The organism is Streptomyces sp. NPDC051364 (assembly GCF_040682115.1).
In the GTDB taxonomy this organism is placed as follows: Bacteria; Actinomycetota; Actinomycetes; order Streptomycetales; family Streptomycetaceae; genus Streptomyces.
Genome location: NZ_JBFBAH010000007.1, coordinates 1 through 11,934, shown reverse-complemented (window position 1 = coordinate 11,934; position 11,934 = coordinate 1). Strand labels below are relative to the sequence as shown.

At 69.4% G+C, this 11,934-nt stretch carries 9 protein-coding genes and 2 pseudogenes; 6 read left to right on the top strand and 5 right to left on the bottom strand.

Annotation, left to right across the window (positions count from 1 at the left end):
• Nucleotides 1–13: 13 nt before the first annotated feature.
• From AB0M76_RS17025 to AB0M76_RS17015, 3 genes are all read right to left on the bottom strand, one after another.
• On the bottom strand, nt 14–1,807 hold the full coding sequence (locus tag AB0M76_RS17025; RefSeq protein ID WP_365953573.1) for an ABC transporter ATP-binding protein: 1,794 nt from the start codon (nt 1,805–1,807) through the stop codon (nt 14–16).
• A 49-nt stretch (nt 1,808–1,856) separates the two neighbouring features.
• Entirely contained in the window at nt 1,857–3,548 is a 1,692-nt protein-coding gene (locus tag AB0M76_RS17020; RefSeq protein ID WP_365953572.1) for an ABC transporter ATP-binding protein, read from the bottom strand.
• A gap of 106 nt (nt 3,549–3,654) precedes the next feature.
• The gene (locus AB0M76_RS17015) at nt 3,655–4,395 is read right to left on the bottom strand and encodes an alpha/beta fold hydrolase (RefSeq protein ID WP_365953571.1); all 741 of its coding nucleotides are present in this window, start codon (nt 4,393–4,395) and stop codon (nt 3,655–3,657) included.
• Nucleotides 4,396–5,059: 664 nt separating this feature from the next.
• On the opposite strand from AB0M76_RS17015, the gene AB0M76_RS17010 reads away from it, so the two are divergent.
• The 3 genes from AB0M76_RS17010 to AB0M76_RS17000 are packed head-to-tail and all read left to right on the top strand — an operon-like array spanning nt 5,060 to nt 8,107.
• Entirely contained in the window at nt 5,060–5,854 is a 795-nt protein-coding gene (locus tag AB0M76_RS17010; protein WP_365953570.1) for an SDR family NAD(P)-dependent oxidoreductase, read from the top strand.
• Nucleotides 5,847–6,395, top strand: a complete 549-nt coding sequence (locus tag AB0M76_RS17005) for a GNAT family N-acetyltransferase (protein WP_365953569.1) — start codon at nt 5,847–5,849, stop codon at nt 6,393–6,395. Before AB0M76_RS17010 ends, AB0M76_RS17005 begins: the two co-directional genes overlap by 8 nt.
• A 20-nt stretch (nt 6,396–6,415) precedes the next feature.
• Nucleotides 6,416–8,107 carry a carbamoyltransferase N-terminal domain-containing protein gene (locus AB0M76_RS17000; RefSeq protein WP_365953567.1) on the top strand — a complete coding sequence of 564 codons (1,692 nt, stop codon included), beginning with the start codon at nt 6,416–6,418 and terminating at the stop codon, nt 8,105–8,107.
• A 27-nt stretch (nt 8,108–8,134) separates the two neighbouring features.
• On the opposite strand, the gene AB0M76_RS16995 is transcribed toward AB0M76_RS17000, so the two are convergent.
• The gene (locus AB0M76_RS16995) at nt 8,135–8,884 is read right to left on the bottom strand and encodes a class I SAM-dependent methyltransferase (protein ID WP_365953565.1); all 750 of its coding nucleotides are present in this window, start codon (nt 8,882–8,884) and stop codon (nt 8,135–8,137) included.
• Nucleotides 8,885–9,187: 303 nt separating this feature from the next.
• Here AB0M76_RS16995 and AB0M76_RS16990 point away from each other — a divergent pair, with 303 nt between their 5' ends.
• The 3 genes and pseudogenes from AB0M76_RS16990 to AB0M76_RS16980 all read left to right on the top strand — a co-directional run.
• On the top strand, nt 9,188–9,736 hold the full coding sequence (locus AB0M76_RS16990; protein WP_365953564.1) for a DUF1062 domain-containing protein: 549 nt from the start codon (nt 9,188–9,190) through the stop codon (nt 9,734–9,736).
• Between the two features lie 63 nt (nt 9,737–9,799).
• A pseudogene (locus AB0M76_RS16985) lies at nt 9,800–10,345 on the top strand (VanZ family protein); the annotation flags it as partial.
• Nucleotides 10,345–10,536 (top strand): annotated as a pseudogene (locus AB0M76_RS16980) (histidine kinase dimerization/phospho-acceptor domain-containing protein); the annotation flags it as partial. The pseudogenes AB0M76_RS16985 and AB0M76_RS16980, both read left to right, overlap by 1 nt.
• Before the next feature lie 28 nt (nt 10,537–10,564).
• On the opposite strand, the gene AB0M76_RS16975 reads toward AB0M76_RS16980, so the two are convergent.
• Nucleotides 10,565–11,775 (bottom strand): IS3 family transposase gene (locus tag AB0M76_RS16975; protein ID WP_365953563.1). Its coding sequence is split into 2 segments (ribosomal slippage): nt 10,565–11,484 and nt 11,484–11,775, totalling 1,212 coding nucleotides; the frame shifts between segments, so codons are not numbered across the junction.
• Nucleotides 11,776–11,934: the final 159 nt, after the last annotated feature.

Genomic DNA, 11,934 nt, shown 5'->3' with positions numbered 1-11,934 from the left:
TCTCTCCTGGCGCTCAGTGTTCGGGCTGGTCCGAAGAAGGTGAAGGAACAGAGGATTTCGAAGAGGCCGAGGGGCTGCGCCCGTGCCAGGACTCCCACAGTCCGGCGTACGCGCCTCCCGCCGAGACGAGCTCGTCATGAGCCCCTTGCTCGGTGATGCGGCCGGCCTCCATCACGACCACACGGTCCGCGTCATGGGCGGTGTGCAGCCGGTGGGCGATGGCGATGACGGTGCGCCCGCGCAGCACGCCGGCGAGCGAACGCTCGAGGTCGCGGGCGGCCCGCGGGTCGAGCAGCGAGGTGGCCTCGTCAAGTACCAGGGTGTGCGGATCGGCGAGGACGAGCCGGGCCAGGGCCAGTTGCTGTGCCTGGCCGGGCGACACGGGGTTCTCGTCGGTGCCCAGCTCGGTGTCGAGACCCTTCGGAAGGGCCTGGACCCAGTCCTCGGCGGCCACGGCCGCGAGGGCCGCCGTCACCTGCTCGTCCGTGGCGTCCGGCGCGGCCAGTGAAACGTTCTCGCGCACGGTTCCGAGGAATACGTGGTGTTCCTGTGTGACCAGTGCGACGTGGCGGCGCAGTTCTTCCAACGGCAGTTCGTGGACCGGTACTCCGCCCAGCGTGACGGATCCGGTACGCGGCTCGTGGATCCCCGCGAGGATGCGGCCGAGGGTCGACTTGCCGGCCCCCGAGGGGCCGACGATGGCGATGCGCTCACCGGATCCGACGCTGAGACTGACGTCCTCGATCACGTCGTGACCGGCTCGGTAGGCATAGGCGATGCCTTCGGCGGCCAGCCGGTCGCCTTCGGGCCGCCGGCCGGAGTCGCTCGCCGGGCCGGCCTCGGCCTCGATGCCGATCAGGCGGGCCAGCGAGGCGTCGCCGACCTGCAACTCTTCGAGCCAGCCGAGGAGTTCGTCCAGCGGGTCGATCACGGCCCGGGTGTAGAGGGTCGCGGCGGTCACCTCGCCGAGGCTCACCCAGCCCTCGATGTAGAAGAGGCCGCCGAACAGCAGCGTGGCGGCGACCGGCAGCACGTAGCCGAAGTCCATCAGCGGGAACCAGACGCTGCGCAGGAACAGCGTGCGCCGCTCCGCGCCGTTCGCCCGCTCGACGTCCTCGTCCGTGCGACGGATGCGCGAGCCGGACCGGTGCAGCGACTCCACGCTGCGGGCGCCGGTCACCGTCTCGGAGAGGCCCTGGGCGAGGTCGGAGTAGGTGGCCGCCTCGGCCAGGTAGGCCTCCCGGGCACGTGCCAGGTACCAGCGGGTCGACCAGACGATGAGCGGGACGGCGACGAGGCACGGCAGGACCATGATCGGGCTGGTCACGACCAGCGCCACCAGCGTCAGTACCACCGAGAGGCTCGCCACCAGGATCGACGGCGCCCCCATGCGTACGGCGTTGGACAGCGAATCCACGTCGCGGGTGCTGCGGGTCAGCAGATCGCCGGCCCCGGCCTTCTCCACCGTGTGCAGGGGCAGGGTCAGGACCCGCCGTACGAACCCCTCGCGGATGTCGGCCAGGATCAGCTCACCGAGCCGGGCTCCCTGGAGGCGGGCGGTGCGGGTGAACACTCCCTGGAGCAGCAGGAGTCCGGCGATCGTCAGCACGGTGATGTCCACCTGGTCGGTGGTGATGCCCTCCTCCACCTGCCCGACCAGACCGCCCAGCAGGGCGGGTACGACCAGACCGCAGACCGTGGCGAGGACGAACCAGAGCACGGTGCGCGTCAGCAGGCCGGTATGGCTGCGCACCAGGCCCCGTACGTGACGGCGGACCGTCTTCGCGTCGGCTACCGGAAGACTCACTGGGCACTCCTCTGAGGGCGGCTGTCGGAAGGACGGGGGACGATGACGGTCACGTCTCCTCCCGCATGACGAGGGCGGCGTACTGGGACGCACCGGTGGCGAGTTCACGGTGTGTGCCGGTCGCGACGACCTTGCCGTCCTCCACGTAGGCGACCTCGTCGGCCTGGTCGAGCAACAGCGGGCTGTTGCTCACGACCACGGTCGTGAGCTCCGCCCTGGACCTGTGGAGCCGTTCGGCGATCACCGATTCGGTGTGCGCGTCCACGGCACTGGTCGGATCGACCAGGACGAGTACCCGGGGCTGCGCTGCCAGCGCGCGCGCCAGCCGGAGCCGCTGCTGCTGGCCGCCCGAGAAGGCGGAGCCTCCTGCGGTGACGACGGTGGCCAGACCGTCCGGCAGGGCCTCGACGATGTCCTCCGCGTTGGCGTTGTGCAGGGCCTGGGCCCGCACCTGGTCCGAGCGGCCGCCCAGATCGTCGGCCAGGACACCGGAGAAGAGGGTGTCGTCGTTGCGGGCCACCAGGACGAGGTCACGCACCTGCTCCAGCGGCAGCGAGTCCAGCGGTACGCCGCCCACGGTCACCTCACCCGGGGCGTATCGCCCGAGCCGTTCGGCGATCTCGGCGGCCTCCTCCGGAGTGGAGGCGGCTATCGCGGTCATCACTCCCGGCCGGACCCGCAGCCCCGATGCCGCGTCGTACAGGTCGGGCGCCTCGGAGAGGTCGGCCCGTGCGAGGTCGGCGCCGGCGTCGGGCTCGAGGGCCAGTACGCGCACGACGCGCTGCGCCGCCACATCGGCGCCGACGAACGACTGCACCGCCGAAGTCGCGGTGCGCATCGGCAGCATGAGGAACGCGGCGTATCCGTAGGCTGCGACGAGTTCACCGGCGGAGAGACTGCCACCGACGGCGAGGCGGGCACCGATCCAGACGACCGCCACCACGAAGATCCCGGGGAGCAGCACCTCGGCGGCGGGCAGCACCGATTCGACCTTCGCCACGTGGACGCCGGCCTCCCGCATCCGCTGCGAGTCCTTGCGGTAGCGCTCGCCGAACGCGGCCTCGCCGCCGATGCCGCGCAGGACGCGCAGACCGGACACGATGTCGCCGGCCCGGTTCGTCAAGTCACCCTGCAGGTCACGGTAGCTGTCGATCCGCTTGTGCAGCGGCCTGAGCAGCGGGCCCGTGCCCGCGAGCAGGACGGGGACGCCGATGAGGACGAGCAGGCCGAGGGTGACCGAGGTGGAGAGCAGCACCATGGCGACGAGCACGACGGTGACCGCGCTGCCGATGCCGCGGGCGAGGGCCCCGGGCAGGGCGCCGATGCGGGAGATGTCCGACGTGCCGATGGCCACGACCTCGCCGGTGGAGATCCGCTTGGACAGGGTCGCGCCCAGCCGTGCGGCCTGCGCGGCCACGAGGCGGAACGTCAGGTAGTTGGCCTTGAGCCGGCCGATCGTGTCACAGCGGTGGCGCAGGACGCTGCCGGCGGTGGTCACCAGGGCGAGCCCGACGATGACGCCGGTCCAGACCAGCAGCCGGTCGGTGTCCTTCTCCGACATGGCGTCGATGGCCCGGCCGATGGCGAAGGGGGTCAGGCCCATGCTGGCCATCCACAGGCAGCCCCACAAGACCCCGAGGAACAGCGTGCTCGACTGCCTGCCGATCAGCCATCGAAGATAGCTCCGGGGCGACCGGAGGTCCGGATCTCCCAGTTCGGGCAGCGGATTGTTGCTTGGCAATGCGAATTCCTTCGGGGTTGTCCCGTCCCGGATGGCCGGGGCGGTCAGGGGGACTGAGGGGTACGAAGCGGTTCTGCCGTCGGGGGACGCCCGGGAGCGTCCCCGGTCAGCTGTGCGGTGGCAGCAGACCCAGGACGAACGCCCTCAGTTCGGCGGTCACGCGGCGTGGATCGGCGAGGGGGTAGAAGTGGTCTCCGGGGAAGGTCCGCACGGTGCCGGCGCCGGCGGACCAGGCCGGCCACTTGCGGATGTGGTCGTCCGTCACGCCTGCATCGTCCTGCCCCCGCCACGCGCCGAGCGGGCAGGGCAGGAGAGCGTCCTCGCCGGGTGGCGTGTAGGAGTCGCAGATGGCGTTGTCGCCGCGCAGGGGTCGCGCCACCGCCGTGGCCAGGCGGGGGTTGGCCCCCACGGCCTCGGGCACGACGCCTTCCGCGACCAGTTCGGCGACGAGCTCCCGGTCGGTCAGTCGAGATGAGCCGGAGGGCTCGCCCTGGTCGTCCGGTGCCCGGCAGGCCGAGGCGACGAATCCGCGGGGCCACCGGCCGTGCTCCCGGCCCAGGACGCGGGCGAGCTCGTACCCCACCAGCGCTCCCATGCTGTGGCCGTACACGAAGTAGGGCAGGTCGAGCCGGGCGGCGAGTGCCGGCCCCAGCTCGTCGAGCACCTCCGCCATGCCGGTCGCGGGCTCCTCGCGCCACCGGTTCTCGCGGCCCGGCAGCTGTACGGCCAGCAGCGCGATGTCCGGGCCGAGCAGTTCCTGCCAGGTGCGGAACTGGAAGGCGCCGGAACCCGCGTGGGGCAGACACACCAGCACGGCCTTCGCGTCGCGGGGCGGGTCCCACTCCACGAGGGGTGAAGGTGACGCTTCTGAATGGAGGCCCACTGTTTCCCTTGTCAGTCGAAGGTGGAGTTCAGCGGTCGTGAACGGTCCGTGCTCGGCGACCGGAAATGACTTCAACGGCGGACGCGGTATGAGAGGTTGAGGCAAGGTCGTCATGCACTGCCCCTCGAGTGAGACTCGATGTGAAATGCACAGCCCCCGTCTCTTTGCCAACATTCCTACCACGGAGTGGACTTGGAATGTCAACAGGCGAATAGCGCACCCTCCTTGCAGTCGCTTTCAGGCCGGACAAGTGGATGCTGTCGTCCGGCAGTCTCATCACGGCATCCGCTCCGCGGCCTTCTCCATCCAAAGATTTATATCGTGAACCCGGTCGAGTCTGCCTTGAGTCCCGCTTTCGACCGGCTGGAGGCGGAATGGAAGAACCCCCATCGCCGCATCGGCCCGTGATTCACTGGCGAGGAATCTACGGGTAAGAGGTCGGTCGACCTGGAGCCTTGTCGGCGAGGGTGTTTCGGCGCAACGAGGCGTACCTCTGGCCGGTCGGCGTGCAAGGAGACCCCGATGCCGCTGAAGCAGGTGTCCAGAACCCCGCCCCTGACGGGGGTGTGGGATGAACGCGTGAAGGCTTCGCTGCGATACAGCGCAGCGAAGCCGAGGGGGTGTGTGCATGGCGCAGGAGAAGCGTGGCGTAGCCGTGGTCTCGGGTGCATCATCGGGATTCGGCAGGAGAATTGCACAGGTGCTGTGCCGGCGGGGCTACTCCGTTGTGGCTCTGGCCCGTAGAGCGGACCGTCTGAAGCTCTTGGCGGACGAGGACTCCACGGGAGCGATTCTGCCGGTGGTCGCCGATGTCCGTGACCGAGAAGGGCTGGCCCGGGCCCTCGACGAGCTGCCTCCGGAATTCCGTGACATCTCGGTGCTCGTCAACAATGCCGGCCTCTCCCGAGGGTTCGACCCCCTTCAGTCGGGCAGTGGCGATTCCTGGCGCGAAATGATCGACACGAATATCTCCGGTCTGCTGAACCTCAGCGGCCTGGTGCTTCCCCGGCTCGTCTCCCGCGGGTCCGGGCACGTGGTGAACATCGGCTCGATCGCAGCGAATTACCCGTACATGGGCGGGAACGTCTACGCCGCCACGAAGGCATTCGTCCACCAGCTGTCGCTGAACATGCGCGTCGACCTCCAGGGAACGGGCGTCAGGGTGAGCTGTGTGGCACCGGGTATGGCGAAGACCGAGTTCGCCAAGGTCCGCTACGACGGGGACGAGGAGCGCGCCGACGCGCTCTACCGGGGAATCGAGCCGCTCACCGACGACGACGTGGCCGAGGCGGTGGCCTGGTGTCTCTCGCAGCCCGCCCGCGTCAACGTCAACATGATCGAACTGATGGCGGTCGAGCAGCACTTCGGGCTCGGCGTCGCCGGCAGCCCGCCCGCCCCGCCGGGTGGTGCGGAGGATGCGTGAGTCCGTGCAGACCGCCCCCCGGCGCGTGAGCGCGCCGGACGTGCTCGTTGCAAGACCCGCGCGCCCCGAGGACGCGGAGCAGATCGCTCTGCTCTCCGCCCCGTTCGTCGAGCAGGGCCTGCTGGTCGCTCGCCCGCCGGCCGAACTGGCGGGAATGGCACAGGAATTCGTGGTCGCCTGCGAAGGCAGCCGACTGGTCGGCTGTGCCGGGGTATCACCCTCCGGGGGCAGCCTGGTCGTCTACAACCTGTGCATTGCGGTCGACTGGCAGGGCAGGGGAATCGGCCGGCAGCTGGTCGGTATCGCCGAGACCATCGGCAGAGAACGGGGTTACAGCTCTCTGCTGGCCCTGACCCGGTACGGCGGGGAATGGTTCGGGAAACTGGGGTTCTCGGAAGTCCCGGCGAGCGAGACCCGTGACGAATGGCGCAGTCTCTTCCGTCCGGGCCGAAGATCCAGCCTCTACCAGTTGAGACTCACCTCGGAGCAGTCCGGAGACCGAAGCACGCCCATGTGCCGACTCAAGCAGACCAAGGAGTGACACAGTTGATAATCTGCGGGTTGAAACTCACGCATGACGGTGCCGTCGCCCTGCTCGACGACGACCGTCTCGTGTTCAGTGTTGAGATGGAGAAACTCGGGAACGGTCTGCGCTACAGCACCGTTGCCGACTTCAGCCTGATCCCCGGAGTCCTCGCCGACTTCGGCTACAAGCCCGAGGACGTCGACGAGTGGGTTGTCGACGGCTGGGACGGAGACGTCTCCGGAACAGTGGCCCTCCTCGACCAGGGGGCGCCCACGGAAATCGTGGTCGGCCCCTACCGGGAGTCGGCGGCATGCCCGGCACTCGATTCGCCCAGCGTCTCGGGCACGTTCCCGATGGACGGCCAGACCTACCCGTACACCAGTTTCCCGCACGCGGCGGGACACGTGGCGAGCGCTTACGTGTCCAGCCCCTTCGCCCAGCGCGACGAAGGCTCCTTCGTCCTGGTCTGGGACGGCGGACTCTTCCCCCGCCTCTACTGGGCGGACCCGCGCGGCGGCGTGGAGAACCTGGGTGAACTCTTCCCCCTCCTCGGCCATGCGTACGCCATCGCTGGACACCACTTCGGGCCCTTCCGCAAGACCGTCCAGTCACCCACGGTCGACGACCTCTCGGTCGCCGGCAAGCTCATGGCGTACATCGCGCTGGGCCGGGCGGACGAGAGCGTCGTCACGGTTCTGCGGGAGGAGTTCCACCGGGTCTTCGAGAGCGATGAGCCGGCCGCCGTGGAGTACCGCGCGACGGTCGGCGGGTACGGCAGTCTCTTCGAGCGGTCCGTGCCTCCCGTGCACGAGTTCTTCTCCGCGGTGCGCGCCCGGGTGTCGGAGAACGGGGTCAGCGACGAGGACGTCCTGGCGAGCGTGCACGAGTTCTTCGAGGGCCTCCTCGTCGAGCGGATCACCGCCAAGGTCCGCGCCGCCAAGGGCGAAGGCCCGTGGAACCTGTGCTTCGCCGGCGGCTGCGCGCTCAACATCAAGTGGAACAGTGCGCTGCGCGAGGCGCCGGACTTCCGTGACGTGTGGGTTCCGCCGTTCCCCAACGACTCGGGGTCCGCCATCGGAGCGGCCGTTCTGGGCCGGGCGCAGCGCGACGGCCTGGCCCCGCTCGCGTGGAATCCCCGGCTGGGCCCGGCGCTGACGCCGTCGCCCGAGCTGCCCGCCGGCTGGTCGGCGTCGGCGTGCGCTCCGGAGGAACTCGCCGCGATCCTCCACGAGTCCGGAGAGCCCGTGGTGGTCCTGCACGGACGAGCCGAACTCGGCCCCCGCGCACTCGGCGGCCGCAGCATCCTGGCGGCGCCGGTCAGTGCGTCGATGAAGGACGAGCTGAACCGCGTGAAGGACCGCGAACCCTACCGGCCCGTCGCCCCCATCTGTCTCGAGGCCGACGCACCGGAGATCTTCGCACCCGGCACGCCGGACCCGCACATGCTCTTCGACCACGAAGTACGGCCGGAATGGGTGGACCGGATCCCCGCGGTCATCCACCTCGACGGCACCGCGCGGCTCCAGACGGTCGGCCCGGCGGACGACGACCTGCTCTTCGCCGTACTGTCCGCCTATCGACGGCTCAGCGGCGTCCCCGTGCTGTGCAACACCAGCGCCAACCTCAACGGGCACGGCTTCTTCCCCGACGTGGCCTCCGCCGCGGAGTGGGGCAGGGTCGCCCGGATCTGGAGCGACGGGACGCTGTATCAGCGGACCGACGCCTGAGCCGAGGCGCGACACCGGAGACACGCCCTACGGGCGGGTCGCGCGACGCAGGAGCAGGGTGACGAAGCCGAGCGTGCCCCGGTAGCCGTGGAGCCAGGCCTTGCGGTGCCGGGCCGCGGCCTCGAGGGCCTGGCCATGGTCCGGGTGCTCCGGATGGTCGAGGGCCCAGCGGGAGAGCGACCCGGTCCAGGACCACTCGTAGTCGTCCCACTCCTGGCGGGTGCTGACGTGCGCGTAGACCGGCACCCAGCCGTCGGCCGTGATGCGGTCGACCGTCGTCGCGAGGTCGTCGTAGTCATCGACGGCGAAACCGGCGTCGAGGGTCTTGCGGTCGGGTTCGCGTTCCCAGAAGCACTCGCCGAGGAGAACGCACCCGCCCGGGGCGAGGTGGCTGTCGGCGGCCTTCAAGGTGGGGAGGAGGCCGCCGAAGGCGTGTGTGGCGCCGATGCTGAGAATCAGCCCGTACCGGTGCGGGGAACTGAACTCCGCGGCGTCCTGGGCGTGGAAGGCGATCCGGCCACCGAGCCCCGCCTCGTCGACGGCGCGACCGGCGGCGGCGATGGCCTCTGCGTCGTTGTCGACGCCGTCGGCACGGAGGTCCGGGCGAGCGGCTTGTGCGCGCATCAGCCAGGTGCCCGATCCGCACCCGAGGTCGAGCAACCGGGCGTCGCTTCTCGGCAGGGCCCGGTCGAGGAGCGTGCGTACGGAACCGTCGCTCAGCGGAGCGGCGATGGGGTGGTCGGTGTGGGCGATGGAGCTGATCTGTCGGCGATCCATGGCGTCATCCTGCCTCCCGCCCGCCCCACGGCCCGCGAAGCGTCCCGACGCGTTCGACCGGGCAACCCGATCGTGTGCCCCGAGTGCTTGGCTCGTACCCGGCCGCACGTGCGGTGAGGCGCTCGAAAACCAGTGGAGCCGCGCCGCTGTGCGCCATTACCGTGCTGCCGAACCGAGTCGTCTAGGCAAGGACGTTCCGTTGTACACCCTGTGAGACCTCCCGAGAGCTGATGTGTCGCGCGTCGCGCATGTGCGCCGCGCTCCCTTTTGCTGCGGACTTCTCACTGAAACCGGTGTACTTCTGTGTTCAATAGCTGGGTGGTCATGCCCACCTGCCTGCCGCTCGTTCTCCGCCGTTGCCACGCGTGCGCGTCCGAGCGCTTCCGGGCGAACGGCAAATTTCGCGTCAACGCCAACCACAAGCTCATCGACGCCTGGCTCCTCGTGCTCTGCACCGCCTGCGGGGAAACCGCAAAGCTCACGGTCCTGGAGCGGATGAACGTGCGCTCCGTACGACCTGAGCTGCTGGACCGGCTGCATCACAACGACCCTGGCCTGGCAGCCGAGCTGCTCCAGGATCCGGCCGTGCGGCGCCGCAATCGCATCGCCCTCGACTGGGACAACGCCTGGCGCCTGGACACCGGCGGATCGGATCACCTGGACCGCGAGGTGATCGACGTCTCGGTCCGCTTTGCGGCGCGGATCCCTGTCCGGCCGGTGCGACTGATCGCTGAAGGCTGCGGTCTTTCGCGGGCCGGGGTGGAGAGACTGATCACGGAGGGGAAACTCGTTTCGGCAGTCTGCCTGACCGGCAAGCTCTCCGGCGACTTCACCTTCACGCTCAAGCGCTGAGTATCGCGGGCGTACCGAAAATCGCATACGCCACCGCAACGGTCCTCCGTCTCCCATGGGGGCATGAACCACAAGGCATCCGTGTCGGCACCGCCCGGACGCACGCGCAGGATCGTGCTCCTCGGCCTGGCGATCCTCGGCTTGGCGAGTGCGCTGTTCGTCGTGCGGGGGCCGCTGATGATGTCCGCTCCGATGTGCAGGGCCGGGCGGTGGCACGGCTGCTTCGACACGTTCAACGGTGTGGTGCTCATGACGTTGGTCACGCTGCCGTTGGCCGTGCCGGCGGTGTGGGCTCTGGCGCGCCGTCGGCGCGGCGCCGGCGTCACAGCGGCGTGGCGGATGTCGCTGGCCGAGGTGGGCATGGTCCACGGCACGGTGCCGTTCCTGTGGCTGACCATGATGCCGGGCGCCGGGGCCGCCGCCGCCCCCGCCCGGGTGAGCCTGGTACCGCTGCGGGACCTGGTCACGATGGGGCCGCTCGGGATCGTCGGCAACCTGCTGGTCTTCGCGGCGCTGGGGTTCTTCGCCCCGATACGGTTCGCGGCGCCGGCGTCCGTGCCGCGGATCCTGGCGCTAGGGGCGGGCTGCTCGGTCCTGGTGGAAACCGCCGCCAGGACGAATTCCGTGAACTCTCCGACGCGTTCGACTCGATGCTCGGGCAACTCGAGTCCCACGTCGCCGAGCAGCAGCGGTTCGCCGCGAACGCCTCCCACGAACTGCGCACCCCCCTGGCGATCTCGCGGACGCTCCTCGACGTCGCCCGCAAGGACCCCACGCGGGACCGGGGCGAACTCATCGAAGGGCCTTGACCCCAGATGTTGAACACGCTTATGCGGCTTGGGTCAGGGTAGTTGCTGCTGGTCGGAGGCCGTTCTCGTAGGCGATCGGGGACTGCTGGCCGAGGCGGGAGTGCCTGCGTCGGGTGTTGTATCGGGTCAGCCAGCGGAAGGCGTCGAGCCTGGCCTCGCGCTCGCTCGACCAGGCCTTCCGGCCTTTGAGCGTCTCCCTCTTGAAGGCGGCGTTGAAGCTTTCCGCGGCGGCGTTGTCCGCGCTGGAGCCGACCGCGCCCATGCTCTGAAGGACCCCTGCTGACCTGCAGATTTCAGCGAAAGCCCTGCTCGTATATTGCGATCCGTGGTCTGTGTGCATGATCGCTCCGGTCAGGTTCCCGCGGGTCCGCTCGGCTGCCGCCAGGGCATCGGTGACGAGTTCTGTCCGCATGTGGTCGGCGATAGCCCACCCGGCCAGCCGGCGTGAGGCGAGGTCGATGACGGTCGCGAGATAGAGCGGCTTCGCGCCGTTGACCGGCAGATAGGTGATGTCGCCGACGTACTTCGTGTTCACCTCGGATGCGGTGAAGTCACGGCCGATCAGATCCGGTGCCTTCGCCGCGGCCTGGTCCGCGACGGTGGTGCGGTGCCGGCGGCGCAAACGGACTCCCTCGATTCCGATGGTCCGCATGATCCTGGCGACGCGCTTGTGGTTGACCGCCGGGCCGCCCTCGTCGCGGAGCTCGGCGGTGATTCTGGGGGCTCCGTAGGTGCCGTCGGAGTCCTTGTGGACCTTGCGTATCCGGGCCGCGATCCCGGCTTCGGCGGTCTGCCGGGCCGCTCTTGCGGCCGCGGTGCGGCGCCAGTAGTAGAAGCTCGAGCGGGCCAGGCCGAGGATGTCGCAGAGCCGCTTCAAGCCGTGTCGGCGCTGGTGATCGTCAACGAACTGGCAGCGGTTCACCAGCGCGTCTCCGTCGCGAAATACCGGGCCGCCTTGCGGAGGATGTCGCGCTCTTCCTCCAGCTCACGGATCCTCTTGCGTGCTGCGGCCAGCTCCGCCTGAACGGCGTCGCCGCCGACCTGCGCAGCGGCCGGCGCTGAGGAGTGGGCGCCAGGGCGGCGGCCGTCGGCAGCCCGGATCCAGTTCCGCAGCGTCTCGGTGTTCACCCCGAGATCAGCCGCGACCGACTTGATCGTCGCTCCCGGCCTCGACCGGTACAACGCGACCGCGTCCGCCTTGAACTCGGCCGGGTAGTGCTTCATCCCCACGGGGACTCCGTTCTCCTGGACCATCAAGATCCAAGTCTCTCCGGTGTCCAAAATCCGGGGTCAAGGCCCAAGGCCGGGTAGTTAACGTTTTCGCAGGTCACGCAAGCCAGTTGAAGGATTTCCGACGCAGAACAACGGAGCTCGTTGGTACAGGCAGTC

Bases quoted from the DNA above. Each gene is read 5' to 3' on its own strand.
- AB0M76_RS17010 (WP_365953570.1), top strand. From the start codon at position 5,060: ATGGCGCAGGAGAAGCGTGGCGTAGCCGTGGTCTCGGGTGCATCATCG.
- AB0M76_RS17005 (WP_365953569.1), top strand. From the start codon at position 5,847: ATGCGTGAGTCCGTGCAGACCGCCCCCCGGCGCGTGAGCGCGCCGGAC.
- AB0M76_RS16995 (WP_365953565.1), bottom strand. From the start codon at position 8,884: ATGGATCGCCGACAGATCAGCTCCATCGCCCACACCGACCACCCCATC.